This is a genomic window from uncultured Paracoccus sp. (assembly GCF_937873615.1).
Taxonomy (GTDB): domain Bacteria; phylum Pseudomonadota; class Alphaproteobacteria; order Rhodobacterales; family Rhodobacteraceae; genus Paracoccus.
This window is the reverse complement of sequence record NZ_CALMYP010000032.1, coordinates 11,648-27,853: the sequence shown is the minus strand read 5'-3', so window position 1 is coordinate 27,853 and position 16,206 is coordinate 11,648. Positions and strand designations below refer to the sequence as shown.

At 64.8% G+C, this 16,206-nt stretch carries 14 protein-coding genes; 7 read left to right on the top strand and 7 right to left on the bottom strand.

The window, feature by feature from the left end; genetic code table 11:
• The first annotated feature begins 26 nt into the window (after positions 1–26).
• Positions 27–2,465, top strand: coding sequence for a DNA topoisomerase (ATP-hydrolyzing) subunit B (gyrB, locus tag Q0330_RS08645; RefSeq protein WP_299477373.1), 2,439 nt, complete (start codon positions 27–29; stop codon positions 2,463–2,465).
• Positions 2,466–2,471: 6 nt separating this feature from the next.
• Here the strand turns inward: gyrB and Q0330_RS08640 are convergent, their stop codons facing one another.
• Positions 2,472–3,224 carry a YafY family protein gene (locus Q0330_RS08640; RefSeq protein WP_299477370.1) on the bottom strand — a complete coding sequence of 251 codons (753 nt, stop codon included), beginning with the start codon at positions 3,222–3,224 and terminating at the stop codon, positions 2,472–2,474.
• Between the two features lie 59 nt (positions 3,225–3,283).
• Here Q0330_RS08640 and Q0330_RS08635 point away from each other — a divergent pair, with 59 nt between their 5' ends.
• Positions 3,284–3,874, top strand: coding sequence for a glutathione S-transferase family protein (locus Q0330_RS08635; RefSeq protein WP_366518323.1), 591 nt, complete (start codon positions 3,284–3,286; stop codon positions 3,872–3,874).
• Here the strand turns inward: Q0330_RS08635 and Q0330_RS08630 are convergent.
• From Q0330_RS08630 to Q0330_RS08620, 3 genes are all read right to left on the bottom strand, one after another.
• Entirely contained in the window at positions 3,813–4,748 is a 936-nt protein-coding gene (locus Q0330_RS08630) for a DMT family transporter (protein WP_299477367.1), read from the bottom strand. The genes Q0330_RS08635 and Q0330_RS08630 overlap by 62 nt on opposite strands.
• A 145-nt stretch (positions 4,749–4,893) precedes the next feature.
• Complete coding sequence (locus tag Q0330_RS08625; protein ID WP_299477364.1) at positions 4,894–5,190, bottom strand: HU family DNA-binding protein; 297 nt, start codon at positions 5,188–5,190, stop codon at positions 4,894–4,896.
• Positions 5,191–5,378: 188 nt separating this feature from the next.
• Positions 5,379–6,857 carry an AMP nucleosidase gene (locus Q0330_RS08620; RefSeq protein WP_299477361.1) on the bottom strand — a complete coding sequence of 493 codons (1,479 nt, stop codon included), beginning with the start codon at positions 6,855–6,857 and terminating at the stop codon, positions 5,379–5,381.
• A 93-nt stretch (positions 6,858–6,950) separates the two neighbouring features.
• Here Q0330_RS08620 and Q0330_RS08615 point away from each other — a divergent pair, with 93 nt between their 5' ends.
• Positions 6,951–7,946, top strand: coding sequence for an LLM class flavin-dependent oxidoreductase (locus tag Q0330_RS08615; RefSeq protein ID WP_299477358.1), 996 nt, complete (start codon positions 6,951–6,953; stop codon positions 7,944–7,946).
• Positions 7,947–7,953: 7 nt separating this feature from the next.
• Positions 7,954–8,868: an SDR family oxidoreductase gene (locus tag Q0330_RS08610; protein WP_299477355.1), complete on the top strand. Its 915-nt coding sequence runs from the start codon at positions 7,954–7,956 to the stop codon at positions 8,866–8,868.
• A 198-nt stretch (positions 8,869–9,066) separates the two neighbouring features.
• Here the strand turns inward: Q0330_RS08610 and dnaJ are convergent, their stop codons facing one another.
• The 3 genes from dnaJ to Q0330_RS08595 all read right to left on the bottom strand — a co-directional run bounded on the left by dnaJ (position 9,067) and on the right by Q0330_RS08595 (position 13,267).
• Complete coding sequence (dnaJ, locus tag Q0330_RS08605; protein ID WP_299477352.1) at positions 9,067–10,227, bottom strand: molecular chaperone DnaJ; 1,161 nt, start codon at positions 10,225–10,227, stop codon at positions 9,067–9,069.
• Positions 10,228–10,295: 68 nt separating this feature from the next.
• Positions 10,296–12,206, bottom strand: a complete 1,911-nt coding sequence (dnaK, locus tag Q0330_RS08600) for a molecular chaperone DnaK (RefSeq protein ID WP_299477349.1) — start codon at positions 12,204–12,206, stop codon at positions 10,296–10,298.
• A 182-nt stretch (positions 12,207–12,388) separates the two neighbouring features.
• Positions 12,389–13,267 (bottom strand): ABC transporter, encoded by an 879-nt coding sequence (locus Q0330_RS08595; protein ID WP_299477346.1) that lies wholly within the window; start codon positions 13,265–13,267, stop codon positions 12,389–12,391.
• 70 nt (positions 13,268–13,337) lie between these two features.
• On the opposite strand from Q0330_RS08595, the gene cysQ reads away from it, so the two are divergent.
• The 3 genes from cysQ to Q0330_RS08580 are packed head-to-tail and all read left to right on the top strand — an operon-like array spanning position 13,338 to position 16,185.
• Entirely contained in the window at positions 13,338–14,141 is an 804-nt protein-coding gene (gene cysQ, locus Q0330_RS08590; protein WP_299477343.1) for a 3'(2'),5'-bisphosphate nucleotidase CysQ, read from the top strand.
• On the top strand, positions 14,141–14,941 hold the full coding sequence (locus Q0330_RS08585) for a manno-octulosonate cytidylyltransferase (protein ID WP_299477340.1): 801 nt from the start codon (positions 14,141–14,143) through the stop codon (positions 14,939–14,941). The genes cysQ and Q0330_RS08585 overlap by 1 nt, the downstream gene beginning before the upstream one ends.
• Entirely contained in the window at positions 14,938–16,185 is a 1,248-nt protein-coding gene (locus tag Q0330_RS08580) for a glycosyltransferase family A protein (RefSeq protein ID WP_299477337.1), read from the top strand. Before Q0330_RS08585 ends, Q0330_RS08580 begins: the two co-directional genes overlap by 4 nt.
• The last annotated feature ends 21 nt before the right edge of the window (positions 16,186–16,206 follow it).

The window sequence follows — 16,206 nt, the reverse complement described above, 5'->3', positions numbered from 1 at the left end:
GCGCAGATGAACAGGAAGAACCACGCATGACAGATACCGCCCCGCAGCCGGCAGAATACGGCGCAGATTCCATCAAGGTTCTCAAGGGTCTGGAAGCGGTCCGCAAACGCCCCGGCATGTATATCGGCGATACCGACGATGGCAGCGGGCTGCATCACATGGTCTATGAGGTCGTCGATAACGGCATCGACGAGGCCCTGGCCGGTCATGCCGATTTCGTGCGGGTGAAGATTCATGCCGATGGCAGCGTCTCGGTCCGCGACAACGGGCGCGGGATCCCGGTCGACATGCACCCCACGGAAGGCGTCAGCGCCGCCGAGGTCATCATGACCCAGCTTCATGCCGGCGGGAAGTTCGACCAGAACAGCTACAAGGTCTCGGGCGGCTTGCACGGGGTCGGGGTTTCGGTGGTCAACGCGCTTTCGGACTGGCTGGAGCTGCGCATCTGGCGCAATGGCAAGGAACATGTCGCCCGTTTCGAGAATGGCGACACGGCCGAACATCTGCGCGTCGTCGGCGATGCCGCCCCGGGCGAGAAGGGGACCGAGGTGCGCTTTCTCGCCTCGTCCAAGGAAGATCGGCCCGACGGCACCTTCTCGAACCGCGACTTTGTCTTCAAGACGCTGGAAAACCGGCTGCGCGAGCTGGCCTTCCTGAACTCCGGCGTCCGCATCATTCTGGAAGACGAACGTCCGGCGGAACCGCTGCGGGCCGAGCTTTTCTATGAAGGCGGCGTGCGCGAATTCGTGAAATTCATCGACCGTTCCAAGACCCCGGTCATGCCCGAGCCGATCTTCATCGAAGGCGAGAAGGGCGGCATCGGCGTCGAAGTGGCGATGTGGTGGAATGACAGCTATCACGAGACGGTTCTGCCCTTTACCAACAACATCCCGCAGCGCGACGGCGGCACCCATCTGGCCGGTTTCCGTGGCGCGCTGACCCGCGTCATCCAGAAATATGCGCAGGACAGCGGGATCGCGAAGAAGGAGAAGGTGGATTTCACCGGCGACGATGCCCGCGAAGGTCTGACCTGTGTGCTGTCGGTCAAGGTGCCGGACCCGAAATTCTCCAGCCAGACCAAGGACAAGCTGGTTTCCTCGGAAGTGCGTCCGGCGGTCGAGGGGCTGGTGGGCGAGAAACTGTCCGAATGGTTCGAGGAAAACCCCGGCGAGGCCCGGCAGATCGTCGGCAAGATCATCGAGGCCGCCTTGGCGCGCGAAGCCGCCCGCAAGGCGCGCGAACTGACCCGGCGCAAATCGGCCATGGATGTGGCCAGCCTGCCCGGCAAGCTGGCAGATTGTCAGGAAAAGGACCCGGCGCTGTCGGAACTGTTCATCGTCGAGGGCGACTCGGCTGGTGGTTCCGCCAAGCAGGGCCGTTCGCGCCAGAATCAGGCGGTGCTGCCCCTGCGCGGCAAGATCCTGAACGTCGAGCGCGCGCGCTTCGACCGGATGCTGAGTTCGGACATGATCGGCACGCTGATTACCGCGCTCGGCACCGGGATCGGGCGGGACGAGTTCAATCTGGACAAGCTGCGCTACCACAAGATCGTCATCATGACCGATGCCGATGTCGATGGCGCCCATATCCGCACGCTGCTTCTGACCTTCTTCTTCCGGCAGATGCCGGAACTGATCGAGGCCGGGCATCTCTATATCGCGCAGCCGCCGCTTTATAAGGTCGGGCGCGGCCGGTCCGAGGTCTATCTGAAGAACGAGGCGGCGCTGGAAGATTACCTGATCCAGCAGGGCGTCGAGGGCGCCTCGCTGCGGCTGGGTTCGGGCGAGACGATTTCCGGCAACGATCTTCTGCGCGTGATCGAGGAGGCCCGCACCGCGCGGCGCATCCTGCGCGCCTATCCGACGCATTACCCGCCCCATATCACCGAGCAGGCGGCGATTGCCGGCGCGCTGGTTCAGGGCCGGGTCGATCAGGACGCGGCGGGCGTCGCTGCCGCCGTGGCCGCCCGGCTGGACATGGTGGCCGAGGAATACGAGCGCGGCTGGACCGGCAGGCCGACCCAGGATGGCGGCATCCGCCTGTCGCGCCTGCTGCGCGGCGTCGAGGAGGCGCGGACGCTGGACGGCACCATGCTGCGCTCGGCTGAATCGCGCCGTCTGGGGGCGATGACCGAACCTTTGCAGGAGGTCTATGCCCAGCCCGCCACGCTGGTCCGCAAGGATCGCGAGGTGCCGATCTGGGGACCGCTCGGCCTGCTGGCGGCGATCTTCCTGGAGGGCGAGAAGGGGCTGTCGCTGCAACGCTACAAGGGTCTGGGAGAGATGAACCCCGAACAGCTGTGGGAAACCACACTGGACCCGCAGGCGCGCACCATGCTGCAGGTCAGGGTCGAGGACCTGTCCGAGGCCGAGGACATCTTCACCAAGCTGATGGGCGATCTGGTCGAGCCGCGCCGCGAATTCATCCAGCAGAACGCGCTGAGCGTGGAGAATCTGGACATCTGATCCGGCTCATCGCCGCATTTGGTCGGTGCCGGTCAGCACGGTCAGGGCATGGCGCGATTCGTCGCAGATCTCGGGTCGGTTGCGCATCTGCTCGACATAGTCGCGCAGCAGCGCCACGCGCCGGGGGCGGAAGCTCTGCCCGGTCAGTTCGGCGCTGATGATGCGGTTGCAGTGGAACATGCGGAAACCTTCGCGCAGCTTGCACCAGCCCAGAAGCAGCAGCGCGTTCTCCGAATAGGACATGCCGAGCGGGCGGATCTCGCGTTCGGTGATGCGCTCGTTCAGGTCGCGATAGGTCAGGCGGATCTCGTCCTCGTCCCAGCAGGCATTGCGGATCATCTCCATGTCCACCGTCGGCAGGGGGCGGGCGGTCGGCGGGGTGAAGCTGCGCAGCGCGACATGGGTGGCCTGCATCGCCTGACGCTCGGGCAGGGTGGCGACGATCCGTGCCAGCGCATTGCGCGCCGCCGCGATCAGGTCCGGATCGCCGACGCGGGGCAGGGCGTCGACGGCCAGCCTGAGCGCCTCGATCTCCAATCGCGAGAAGCTTTGCGGGGGAAGCGCGGGGTCCTCGGTCAGGCGGTAACCCAGCCCGGCCTCGCCGTCGATCAGGGCACCGCCGGCGCGCAATGTGGCGATGTCGCGGTAAAGCTGGCGCGGGCTGACGCCGGTTTCCGCGGCCAGCCGGGTGGCTGTGACCGGCGGCGGCAGGCGGCGCAGCGCGTCCATCAATCTCATCAGCCGGTCGGTGCGTGCCATGCTGTCACATTCTGTCAGGAGCCCTGGCCCATAACTGCCTCATCGACAAACAGGAGTCCATGATGCTGACCTTCTATCACGCCCCGAATTCCCGCTCGACCTCGGTCATGCAATTGCTGCATGAACTGGGTGTGGCCGATCAGGTGAAGACGGAGATCGTGACCATTCCCCGGCAGGACGGATCGGGCGGGCGCGACCCGAAGAACCCGCATCCCGAGGGCAAGGTTCCCTATCTGACCGATGGCGATGATTTCGTGCGCGAGCGCGCGGCGATCATGCTCTATCTGACCGACCGCTTTCCCAAGGCCGGGTTGGGTCGTTCGGTCGGCGATCCGCAGCGCGGGCGCTATCTGTCCTGGCTGACCTGGTATCAGGGCGTGTTCGAGCCGGTGGCGATCCTCAGCTGGACCGGTCTCAGCCATCCGGCGATCATGGCCTCGTTCCGCGATTACGACACCGCGATGCAGACGCTGGACGGGGTGCTGTCGAAGCAGCCCTATCTGCTGGGCGACGAATTCAGCGCCGCCGATCTGCTCTGCGCCGGCCCCTTCGCCTGGTTCGGCGATCAGCTTCCGGCGACCCCGGCGATCAAGGATTGGGTCGCGCGCTGTCAGGATCGCGATGCGGTGCGGCTGGTGGCCGAACGCTGATTCCATCGACCGGCAGGCGGGCCATCTGCACCATCAGGATGCCCGCCGCCACGATGCCGGCGCCGATCACGTCGCTGAAACCGAAGCGCTCGCCCAGAAAGATCGCGGCGATGGTGACGCCGAAGATCGGCGACAGGAAGTGGAACGTGGCGGCGCGAATGGCGCCGATGCGCCCGACCAGCAGGAACCAGATGAAGGTCGCGGCGATGCCCGGCGCCAGCACGGTATAGAGAAAGGCTATACCCAGGCGCCAGCTCCAGTCGATGGGCTGGCCCCATTCGGTCAGCGCCGCGGGCACGGCCAGCACGACGGCGCCCACGGCCATTTGCAGCGCGACGATCATCATCATGTTGCGGCTGCCGCCCGCGCCGCGCGCCACCAGCGTCGCCAGCGTCAGCGCAACGACGCCGATCAGCGCCAGTATCGCACCGTAAGGGTCCAGCCCGTGTTGCAGCCGCACCCCCATGACCATGGCCACGCCGAGCACCCCGAGGATCAGCCCCGCGATGGCCATCGGCCTCAGCCTCTCGCCCAGCCAGACCCAGCCCAGAAAGGCCACCAAGAGCGGCATCATCGAGGCGATGATGGCAGCGGCCGAGGCCTCGATGGTGCGCATGGCGATCCAGTTCAGCCCAAGGTAAAGCGCGTTCTGCATCACGCCGAAGATGATCAGCACCCGCCATTCGTTGCGGCTGAGCTTCCATGTCTGGCCCATGGCGCGCGCCAGCAGCACCCCGATCATGGCCGACAGCGTGAAGCGGATGACAAGCGCGGTCAGGGGCGGTGCTGCGACCACGATGACCCGCGTCGAAGTGAAGGCCGAGGCCCACATGAAGGCGAAGGCCAGCCCCATGCCGATTGATTTGAGATCCATGCCGCACCCTGTCCGAACCGGCCGAGCTTAGGCCGGCGACCGGGGCAGCGCCAGCCCCTGCCGGCCTCGGCCCGCGCATGAAAAAGGCCGCCCCGAAGGCGGCCAGTTCGTTCTTGTGTCCTTGGCCCCCCTGTCGGGCTTCGGATCAGGCGTTAACGCTGTCTTTCAGCGCCTTGGCAACGGTCACCTTGACCTGCTTGTCGGCGGGCTTGGACATCATTTCCTGGGTCTGCGGATTGCGGACCATACGCTCGGGGCGTGCACGGCAGGCAACCTTGCCAATGCCCGGCAGCGTGACCGCACCACCGCTGGCAACTTCGCGGGTCACCACGGCGGCGATCGCGTCCAGAGCGGCAGCAGCGGTTTTCTTGTCGCTGCCCATTTCGTCGGCCAGAGTGGCGACGAGTTGGGTCTTGGTCATGGGCTTTGCGGCTTGAGCCATTATCTGTCTCCTCGTTGCCCCGAAATTGGGGAAAGTTCAGTGCCGCTGGTCGCGGCATGCCATCTGCTACACAAGGTTTCGCGGGATATTTCAACCGTTTTTCTCAATCCTCGGGCGGCAAGGGCCAAGAAACGGCGTTTTTCGCCAATTCTTAACGTGTAACGCAGCGTCAACTTGCGGTATTTTGCCTAAAGGAATGCGGTCTCGCTGAAGGAGCGCAGCTTGCGCGAATGGATGCGTTCCAGCGGCATGTCGCGCAGCTTCTCCATCGCGCGAACGCCGATCAGCAGGTGGCTGGCGACCTGGGTGCGATAGAAATCGGTGGCCATGCCGGGCAGCTTCAATTCCCCGTGCAGCGGCTTGTCCGAGACACAAAGCAGCGTGCCATAGGGCACCCGGAAGCGGAACCCGTTGGCGGCGATGGTGGCGCTTTCCATGTCGAGCGCGATGGCGCGCGACAGCGACAGGCGGTGGATCGGGCCGGACTGGTCGCGCAGCTCCCAGTTGCGGTTGTCGATGGTGGCGACGGTGCCGGTGCGCATGATGCGCTTCAGCTCGTAGCCTTCCAGCTTGGTGACCTCGGCCACGGCTTCCTGTAGCGCCACCTGCACCTCGGCCAAAGCCGGGATCGGCACCCAGACCGGCAGGTCGTCGTCCAGCACATGATCCTCGCGCAGATAGGCATGAGCCAGCACGAAGTCGCCGAGCGACTGCGAATTGCGCAGCCCCGCGCAATGGCCGACCATCAGCCAGGCATGGGGGCGCAGCACCGCGATATGGTCGGTCGCGGTCTTGGCGTTGGAGGGGCCGACACCGATATTCACCAGCGTGACGCCCTGATTGCCGGGACGCTTCAGGTGATAGGTCGGCATCTGCGGCAGCTTGGCCAGTGGCACGATCTCGCCATCCGGGTTGTCGATGACCTGATTGCCGGGGGCCACGAATTCCGTATAGCCCGAAGCCGGATCGCCAAGCGCCACGCGGGCAAAGGCCTCGAACTCATCGACATAGAACTGGTAGTTCGTGAACAGCACGAAATTCTGGAAATGCTTCGGATCGGTCGCGGTGTAATGCGCCAGCCGCGCCAGCGAGTAATCGACGCGCTGCGCGGTGAAGGGGGCCAGATCCTCGGCCCCGTCGGCATGGGGGACGGCCACGCCATTGACGATATCGTCGTTGACGGTGTTCAGGTCCGGCACGTCGAAGACATCGCGCAGGCTGAAATTCAGCACGCCTTCCTGCGGCACGTTCAGATCGGTGCGGGTTGCGACGGCGAAATGCACCGGCATAGGCGTCTCGCTGTAGCCGACGGCGACGGGCGTATCGTGGTTCCGGATCAGCAGGCCAAGCTGCTCGGTCAGGTAGTTGCGGAACAGGTCGGGCCGGGTGATCGTCGCGACATAGCTGCCGGGGGTGGTGACATGGCCGAAGGACAGGCGCGAATCGGTCTTGCTGTGGCTGGTGGTGGTCAGCCGCACCTCGGGATAGAAGGCGCGATAGCGGGCGGCGGGTGCCTCTCCGCCCAGTGTCGCCAGGAAATGCTCGGTCAGAAACGCCGCCGCGCGGTCGTATAGCGCGCACAACCGGTCCACGGCGGCGGCGGGATCGGTGAAATATTCGCGCTCGACCGGTGCGGGGGTTTCGAGCGGCAGGATCTTGTCGTTCATGAATGGCCTCTTGTTTGAGCGAGAGTGCCAGCCGCGCGCGACACTGGCAAGACGGCCGCCGAATGCCTAGATCATGGCCGAAAGGAAATTGTCATGCGCTATTCCATCCTCGATCTTGCCCCTGTCCCCGAAGGCAGCACCACGGAGCAGGCGATTTCCGCCAGCGTGGCGCTGGCGCAGATGGCCGACGGGCTGAATTATCACCGCTATTGGCTGGCCGAGCATCACAACATGATCGGCATCGCATCCGCCGCGACCTCGGTCATGATTGGCCATATCGCCGCCCATACCAGCCGCATCAGGGTTGGCGCGGGCGGTGTCATGCTGCCCAACCATTCGCCGCTTTCGATTGCCGAGCAGTTCGGGACGCTGGCCACCATCCATGGCGCGCGCATCGACCTCGGTCTGGGCCGCGCGCCGGGCGGCGATGGCGCGGTGTTCCGGGCGCTGCGCAAATCGCCCGACATGGCCGAGAATTTCCCCCATGACGTGCTGGAGTTGATCTCCTATCTCGGCGAGGCCGCACCCGATGCGCCGGTGATCGCCCATCCGGGGCAGGGGACGCATGTGCCGGTCTGGATGCTGGGATCCTCGCTTTACGGGGCGCAACTGGCGGCGATGCTGGGCTTGCCTTACGCCTTCGCCTCGCATTTCGCGCCGGGGGCGCTGGATGAGGCGCTGCCGCTTTACCGCGAGCGTTTCCAGCCTGCCGGTCGCGCCGATGCCGAAAGCGGGCCGCATTTCATGCTGGCCGTGAACGTAATCGCGGCGGAAACCGATGACGAAGCGCGGTTTCTGCAATCCAGCCAGCAGCTTGCCTTCGCCCGGCTGCGCAGCGGCAAGCCCGGCAAGCTGCCGAAACCCACGCGCGATCTGGCCGAGATTACCCCGCCGCTGCAACGCATGGTCGGCGAAGCCTTGCGCATCAGCGCCGTCGGCAGCCCGGCCACGGTTCGCGAAGGGTTGTCGCAACTGATCGCACGCTATCGGCCGGACGAACTGATCCTGACCGGCCAGATCCACGACCCCGAGGCGCGGCGCAATTCCTTCCGCATCGCCGCCGAGGTGCTGGACGAGATGAAAGGCTGACCGCTTGATGACGACAGCGACACCCAGGCAGATGCTGATCTTCGGCCATGGCTATAGCGCCGCCGCCCTGACGCCCCGGCTGCTGGCCGAGGGCTGGCAGGTCACCGGCACCACCCGCAGCGACCCGGACCGGCTGGTCGCAGCCGGCGCCGCGCCGCTGATCTGGTCCGGTGACGATAACGGCGACGAGGACCGCATCACCGAAGCCATCGCCCGCGCCGATGCCATCCTTGTCAGCATCGCCCCCGACTGTGCCGGCCCCTTGGCCGAGGGCCCCGCCGATCCGGTCATCGCCCGTTTCGGCCCGGCGCTTCTGCAGGCGCGCCCTCGCTGGGTCGGCTATCTTTCGTCGACCAATGTCTATGGCGATCACGGCGGCGGCTGGGTCGATGAATGCACGCCGCCCGATCCCGGCATGGCCCGTGCCCGCGCGCGGCTGCGGGCCGAGGAAGCCTGGGCGGACCTGTCGGCCCGCGCCGGCTGGCCGCTCTCGATCTTCCGGCTGGCCGGGATCTACGGGCCGGGTCGCGGTCCCTTCGCCAAGCTGCGCAACGGCACCGCGCGCCGGATCGTGAAACCCGGACAGGTCTTCTCGCGTATCCATGTCGAGGATATTGCCGGTGCCGTGCTGGCCTCGCTGGCCGCCGATCTGCCCGCCACCGCCGGCCCGCATCTTTACAACCTCTGCGACGACGATCCGGCCCCGCCCGAGGAGGTCATCGCCGCCGCCGCCGGGATGCTCGGCCTGCCCCCGCCCGAGGCCGAGGATTTCGCCACAGCCGAGATGACGCCGATGGCGCGCAGCTTCTATTCCGGTTCCAAGCGCGTCGGCAATGCGCGCATGAAGCAGGTGCTGGGTTATCGGCTGCGCTATCCCGACTATCGAAGCGGGCTTGCCGCGATCTTGAGGGCAGAGGGCTGATTCCCTGGATCGTCTGGGCGACATAGCGCAGGTGGTGTCCGCTTCGCGGCGCGTTCTTGCAGGTGATCCAGCGCCCGCCGCAACCGGATTCCCCCACGATGCAAAAGGGTCCGGGATTTCAACGGAGCTCAGGTCACAGACAGGCAAGACGGTCGCACAAAGGGCGTGCCGGCGCTGAAAAAACTGACCTGCGGGCGTTTAGGTCCCGGTCATCCCGTCCCAGAAATTCTTCACCTTGTCGAAGAACCCCGCCGATTGCGGCGAGTTGTTTGCCTTGATCTCACTGAATTCGCGCAGCAGTTCCTTCTGGTGCGGGGTGAGGTTCACCGGGGTCTCCACGACCAGCTCGATCAGCATGTCGCCGGTATCGGCACCCATGCCATTGCCGTGCCGCAGGGGTGGCATCCCCTTGCCGCGCAGGCGCATCTGGCGGCCGGTCTGACTGCCCGCCGGCACCTTCACCCGCGAGCGGCCGCCGTCGATGGTCGGCACCTCGACCTCGCCGCCGAGCGCGGCGATGGTCATGCCGACCGGCACCTGACAGGCCAGCGTCTTGCCGTCGCGCAGGAAGATCGAATGCTCGCTGACATTCACGAAGATATAGAGATCGCCCGCCGGGCCGCCGCGCAAGCCGGCCTCGCCCTCGCCCGCAAGGCGGATGCGGGTGCCGGTCTCGACGCCTGCGGGGATGTTCACCTGCAGCGCGCGCCGGGTCTCGACGCGGCCCTGACCGTGGCAGGCGGTGCAGGGGTTCTTGACCATCTGGCCGGCGCCGTTGCAGGTCGGACAGGTGCGTTCGACGGTGAAGAAGCCCTGGCTGGCACGGACCTTGCCCATGCCCGAACAGGTCGGGCAGGTCACCGGTTCGACAGCACCTTCTGCGCCGGTGCCTTCGCATTCCTTGCAGGTGACGGAACTCGGCACGTTGATCGTCTTCTGGACGCCAAGAAAGGCCTCTTCCAGCGTCACCGAGAGGTTATAGCGCAGGTCCTGGCCGCGCGCGGCACGGCTGCGCCCGGCGCCGGCGGCCCCGCGACCGCCCATGAAATCGCCGAACAGGTCTTCGAACACATCGGCGAAGGCTGCACCGAAATCGCCATTTCCACCGCGCCCGAAGCCGCCGCCGCCGCCGTTTTCAAAGGCACCATGACCAAAGCGGTCATAGGCCGCCTTCTTCTGCGGGTCCTTCAGGCATTCATAGGCTTCGTTGACTTCCTTGAACCTCGCCTCGGAGGTCGGGTCGGAGCCGTTCCTGTCGGGGTGCAGTTCCTTGGCCTTCTGCCGGTAGGCCTTCTTGATCTCGTCACCATTGGCCCCCTTGGCCAGGCCGAGCGTCTCGTAATAACAGGGTTTCGCCATCTGGTGCCTCTCACGCAAGGGCCGGCCCGGTTGATCTCACCCGGACCGGCCCCGCCAGTCAGTTGCGCTTACTTGCGCTTGTCATCGCCGAGATCTTCGAAATCGGCATCGACGATATCGTCATCCACGTCACGAGGCGCATCGGCGGCTGCAGCGGCCTCGCCCTCGTCGGATTGCGCCTTGTAGATCGCCTCGCCCAGCTTCATCGAGGCGTCCATGACGTTCTGGATGCCGCCCTTGATCTTGCCGGCATCTTCCGACTTCAGCGCCTCTTCCAGCGCGCCAATGGCCAGTTCGATCGCTTCCACGGTCGAGCCGTCGACCTTGTCGCCATGTTCTTCCAGCGACTTCCTGGTGGTATGGATCAGGCTTTCGGCCTGGTTCCGCACCTCGACCAACTCGCGGCGGGTCTTGTCGGCGTCGGCATTCGCCTCGGCGTCCTTGACCATGCGCTCGATATCCTCGTCCGAGAGACCGCCCGAGGCCTGGATGGTGATCTTCTGCTCCTTGCCGGTGCCCTTGTCCTTGGCACTGACATTGACGATGCCATTGGCGTCGATGTCGAAGGTCACCTCGATCTGGGGCATGCCGCGCGGGGCGGGCGGGATGTTCTCCAGGTTGAACTGGCCCAGCATCTTGTTGTCGGCTGCCATCTCGCGTTCGCCCTGGAAGACCCGGATCGTCACCGCGTTCTGGTTGTCCTCGGCGGTCGAGAAGACCTGGCTTTTCTTGGTCGGGATGGTGGTGTTGCGGTCGATCAGGCGGGTGAAGACACCGCCGAGGGTTTCAATCCCCAGCGACAGCGGCGTCACGTCGAGCAGCACCACGTCCTTGACGTCGCCCTGCAGCACGCCGCCCTGAATCGCCGCGCCAAGCGCCACGACCTCGTCGGGGTTCACGCCCTTGTGCGGTTCCTTGCCGAAGAACTTGGTCACTTCCTCGATCACCAGCGGCATCCGGGTCTGGCCGCCGACCAGAATCACCTCGTCGATATCCGATTTGGAGACACCGGCATCCTTCAGCGCGTCCTGACAGGGCTTCATGGTCCGCTTGACCAGCTCGCCGACCAGGCTGTCCAGCTTGGCGCGGGTCAGCTTGACGACCATGTGCAGCGGCGTGCCGGTATCCTTGTCCATCGAGATGAACGGCTGGTTGATCTCGGTCTGGCTGGCCGAGCTGAGCTCGATCTTGGCCTTTTCCGCCGCCTCTTTCAGGCGCTGAAGGGCCATCTTGTCCTTGGTCAGGTCGACACCATGTTCCTTTTTGAACTCCTCGGCGAGGTAGTTCACGATGCGCATGTCGAAATCCTCGCCGCCGAGGAACGTGTCCCCGTTGGTCGATTTCACCTCGAACAGCCCGTCGTCGATTTCCAGGATGGTGATATCGAAGGTACCGCCGCCGAGGTCATAGACCGCGATGGTCTTGGTGTCCTTCTTGTCCAGGCCGTAAGCCAGGGCAGCCGCGGTCGGCTCGTTGATGATGCGCAGGACTTCGAGACCGGCGATCTTGCCGGCATCCTTGGTGGCCTGACGCTGCGCGTCGTTGAAATAGGCCGGGACGGTGATGACGGCCTGCGTCACTTCCTCGCCCAGATAGCTCTCGGCGGTTTCCTTCATCTTGCCGAGGATCATGGCGCTGATCTGCGACGGCGAATAATTCTCGCCCTGCGCCTCGACCCAGGCATCGCCATTGCCGCCATCGACAATGTCATAGGGAACGAGCTTGCGGTCCTTCTCGACCTCGGGGTCGGTGAGGCGGCGCCCGATCAGCCGCTTGACCGCGAAAATGGTGTTGGACGGGTTGGTCACGGCCTGGCGCTTGGCTGCCTGCCCGACAAGACGTTCATTATCCTTGAACGCGACGATCGACGGCGTGGTGCGCGCACCTTCGCTGTTCTCGACCACTTTCGGCTGGCTGCCGTCCATGATCGCGATACAGCTATTGGTCGTGCCCAGGTCGATCCCGATAACTTTTGACATGTTCAAACCTCTCTTCCGGCGATTTCAGCGGTCTACGGGCCCGGTTCCGGCTCCCGAAGACCTGATCCCAATTGTCTGAGCTGTCGGCCCCATGGCCGACCCTGTGTCGCTATATAGGAAGGCGTTTTTCGGGCTGCAAGAACTGCTGCGCGGCGTCGCGCGCCATTCTCGCAACCTCTGCCCTAGCGTCCCGCATTCCAGCTGAGCGACATGCGGTTACGAGTCACGAACTCACCCATCAGCCCGATCATGACGAATGCGAGCGAGAAATAGATCGGATACATCAGGCTGGAATTATGCGGCGTGTAGTTCACGAAGGCGAAGCCGCGGGTCTGGTCGATGATGTGAAACAGCGGGTTCCAGCTGAACATCGTCAGCATTGCCGTGGGCAGCGCATTGGCCACGAACATCTTGCCCGAGGTGAACATGTTCAGCCGCATGTAGATCTGGCTGATCATGCGCACCGCCTTCGGCGCCCAGGGTTCGACGGCGCGGAAGACCAGCCCGATGCTGCAACCCGAGAACCAGGCCAGCACGAAAAGACCGATGCAGGGATAGATATGTTCGATGTTCAACGGTTCGATGAAGGTATTGGCGAAGATCAGCAGCACGATACAGGCCAGAAACTGTTGATAAAGCGCTGCCAGTGCCGAAGCGCTCATTGCGATGGCGGTGTTCATGGGCGTGTGCTTCATCAAGGCCGAAACCGCGCTTTCGGAAGACAGCACCGCCTGTATACCCTTGTTATGGGTCATGAACATGAACACGCCGGTCATGATATAGACGATGAAGTTCCCCCGGATCGGCGAGCTGCGGACCTTCAGCACGTAGAAAAACAGGAAGAACATCGCCACCAGAAGCATCCCGCGCAGAATTGTCATCAGCAGCCCGATGATGGCGTTGCGATCGCCCTTGCGCAGCCTGTAGACCGTCATGTGATAGATCAGTGCAACCGTGGTCAGCCCGGCGAAAAAAATGTTCGTGGTATGCCGCTGTTGGAACATGCCCTTGACCGTATCTTTCCGTTGCCAGCGCGACTTGCCCTGATCACACGCCCGCATCATAAATGGCGAAACCCGCCGGCACAACAAAGCAGGCGATTTATGGTGAACAGATACGTAAGGTGACAACATGGATTTCGACAAGCTCACCACCGTCATGCGACTACTGGCACTGGATGCCGGCGACAGGATCATGGAGGTCTATGGCGCCGAAGATTTCGAGGTCCGTTCGAAATCCGACGCCTCGCCGGTGACCGAGGCTGACGAGGCCGCCGATGCGCTGATCTCGGCCGGCCTGCGCGCGGCCTTCCCGGAGATGGCGCTTGTGACCGAGGAACAGGCCGAGACTCACGGCCAGAATGTCCGCACCTTCCTGATCGTCGATCCGCTGGACGGGACCAAGGAATTCGTCCAGCGACGCGGCGATTTCACCGTCAATATCGCCTATGTCGAGGACGGCGTGCCGCTGCGCGGTGTCGTCTATGCCCCGGCCAAGGGGCGGCTGTTCTATACCACCGCCGATGGCCGCTCGGTCGAGGAGACCGGCCCCTTCGGTGCCGATCCCGGCGAGATCCATCCAATCGGCGTCAACCCGATGCCCGACAATCGCGGGCTGATGGTGGTGGCATCAAAATCGCATCGTGACGCGGCGACCGACGAATATATCGGGCGCTACAAGACCCGCGACATGACCTCGGCGGGGTCCTCGCTGAAATTCTGCCTGGTGGCGACCGGCGAGGCGGATCTTTATCCGCGCCTTGGCCGGACCATGGAATGGGACACGGCGGCAGGCGACGCGGTGCTGCGCGGTGCCGGCGGCGAGGTGGTGCGCTTCGACGATCACAGCCCGCTCGGCTATGGCAAGCCCGGTTTCGAGAACCCGTTCTTCATCGCCTTTGCGCCCGGTGTCCTGCTGGCACGAGATGCCGATTGATGTCGGTCGTTATCGTCATCCCTGCACGCTTTGCCTCAACCCGCTATCCCGGCAAGCCGCTGGCCATGCTGAGGGGCGCGACCGGCAAATCCGCCTCGCTGATCGAACGCAGCTGGCGTGCCGCCCAGGGCGTGGCCGGCATCGACCGGGTCGTCGTCGCCACCGATGACGACCGCATCCGCGAGGCCGCCGAAGGCTTCGGGGCCGAGGTGGTGATGACCTCGCCCGCCTGTCGCAACGGCACCGAACGCTGTGCCGAGGCCATCGCCAATATGGGCATCTCGCCCGAGATCGTGGTGAACCTGCAGGGCGACGCGCCGTTGACCCCAGCCTGGTTCATCGAGGATCTGGTTGCCGGGCTGCGCGCCGACCGCGACGCCGATCTGGCCACGCCGGTCCTGCAGACCTCGGGCCGGATGCGCGCCGACCTGCTGGCCGACCGCGCCGCCGGACGTGTCGGCGGCACCACGGCGGTCTTCGGGGCCGCGCGACAGGGGCTCTATTTCTCCAAGGAAGTGATCCCCTTTGCCGGGCGCGATTTCGGCCCCGACGAGATCACCCCGGTCTTTCACCATGTCGGCGTCTATGCCTATCGCCCGGCAGTCCTTGCCGCTTATCCGACCTGGCCCGAGGGCACCCTTGAAAAGCTCGAAGGGCTGGAGCAGTTGCGCTTCCTCGAAAATGGCCGCCGCATCCTCTGCGTCGAGGTCGAGGCCCGTGGCCGCCAGTTCTGGGAGTTGAACAACCCCGAGGACATCCCGCGCATCGAATCCATGCTGGCGGAGATGGGCGAGGCGTGAGCACGCCGGCCACCAGCGTGATCATCGTCTCGCGCGGGCGGCCCGAGCACCTGAAGCTTTGCCTCTCGGCGCTGATGCGGCAGGACCACCCAGAGATGGAGATGGTTCTGGTCGCAGATGGTGCCGGCCTTGCGCAAGCGGCAGACATGCCGATCAAGCCTGTCCGTTTCGAAAGCGCCAATATTTCCGAGGCGCGCAATCTCGGCATCGCCCAGGCGGCGGGCGAGATCATCGCCTTCATCGACGACGATTCCATTGCCGAACCGACCTGGCTGTCGCGCCTGACCGAACCTTTCTCGAACCCGAAGGTCATTGCCGCGACCGGCTGGACCCGCGACCGCGACGGGTTTCGCTGGCAAAGTCGTGCCGCGCGCATGACTGCCGCCGGCCTGCCCGTCGGCATCGACATGAGTGCCGAAGATACCGTCCTGCTTCCCCCCGAAGGCGGCGCGCCGGTCAGCACGCTCGGCACCAATTGCGCCTTTCGCGCCGATGCCCTGCGCGACATCGGCGGCTTTGACCCGATCTTCGCCTATCATCTGGACGAATCGGATGTGAACATGCGCATGGCTCGCGCTTGGCCGGAGGCGCTGACCGCCATCGTCCCTAAGGCACAGGTGATCCATGCCCGCGCCGGCAGCCTGCAACGCGATGCCGGTTCGGTGCCGCAGGACCTTGCGGCCATCGGTCGTTCCGCTGTCCTTTTTGCGCGTCGGCATGGGGGTGCTGCGCCGGCGGATGCGCTTGCCCGTCGGACCAGGCGGCGGCTGATCAGGCACATGCTGGATGGAGAGATGGACCCGATGCACATCGGAGGGGTGATGTCGACATTGCAGGCCGGTCTGTCAGAGGGCAGGGCCGCTGTGCTGCCGTCAGTGCCGGACATCCGCCGCGATCACCCGCCGGATTTCCTGCCGCTGCCAACCGCCCCGGCAGAGCACATCGTCCTGACCGGATGGCACTGGCAGGGTGCGGCCCTTCGCGAGACGGCGCGCGACGCGATCCGAGGCGGGCGGATGGTCACGATCATCCTTCTTACGCCCAGCATCCTGCCGCACCGGATATGCTATCACCCCGGTGGCTGGTTCGAACAGACAGGCGGGCTTTGGGGACCTTCGGAGCCCGGCGATCCGCCCGTGAAATCGTGGCGCGCAGGTGACAGATTCGCCCGGGAAACGGGGTTGGCGAAGGCCCGTCGGAACCGAAGCGCGTTGTCCTGCGTTGGCGCCCAACGCTTGCTCTGACAGGTGGAACTGGCGTAAGAA

Bases quoted from the DNA above. Each gene is read 5' to 3' on its own strand.
- gyrB (WP_299477373.1), top strand. From the start codon at position 27: ATGACAGATACCGCCCCGCAGCCGGCAGAATACGGCGCAGATTCCATC.
- Q0330_RS08640 (WP_299477370.1), bottom strand. From the start codon at position 3,224: ATGGCACGCACCGACCGGCTGATGAGATTGATGGACGCGCTGCGCCGC.
- Q0330_RS08635 (WP_366518323.1), top strand. From the start codon at position 3,284: ATGATGCTGACCTTCTATCACGCCCCGAATTCCCGCTCGACCTCGGTC.
- Q0330_RS08630 (WP_299477367.1), bottom strand. From the start codon at position 4,748: ATGGATCTCAAATCAATCGGCATGGGGCTGGCCTTCGCCTTCATGTGG.
- Q0330_RS08625 (WP_299477364.1), bottom strand. From the start codon at position 5,190: ATGGCTCAAGCCGCAAAGCCCATGACCAAGACCCAACTCGTCGCCACT.
- Q0330_RS08620 (WP_299477361.1), bottom strand. From the start codon at position 6,857: ATGAACGACAAGATCCTGCCGCTCGAAACCCCCGCACCGGTCGAGCGC.
- Q0330_RS08615 (WP_299477358.1), top strand. From the start codon at position 6,951: ATGCGCTATTCCATCCTCGATCTTGCCCCTGTCCCCGAAGGCAGCACC.
- Q0330_RS08610 (WP_299477355.1), top strand. From the start codon at position 7,954: ATGACGACAGCGACACCCAGGCAGATGCTGATCTTCGGCCATGGCTAT.
- dnaJ (WP_299477352.1), bottom strand. From the start codon at position 10,227: ATGGCGAAACCCTGTTATTACGAGACGCTCGGCCTGGCCAAGGGGGCC.
- dnaK (WP_299477349.1), bottom strand. From the start codon at position 12,206: ATGTCAAAAGTTATCGGGATCGACCTGGGCACGACCAATAGCTGTATC.
- Q0330_RS08595 (WP_299477346.1), bottom strand. From the start codon at position 13,267: ATGCGGGCGTGTGATCAGGGCAAGTCGCGCTGGCAACGGAAAGATACG.
- cysQ (WP_299477343.1), top strand. From the start codon at position 13,338: ATGGATTTCGACAAGCTCACCACCGTCATGCGACTACTGGCACTGGAT.
- Q0330_RS08585 (WP_299477340.1), top strand. From the start codon at position 14,141: ATGTCGGTCGTTATCGTCATCCCTGCACGCTTTGCCTCAACCCGCTAT.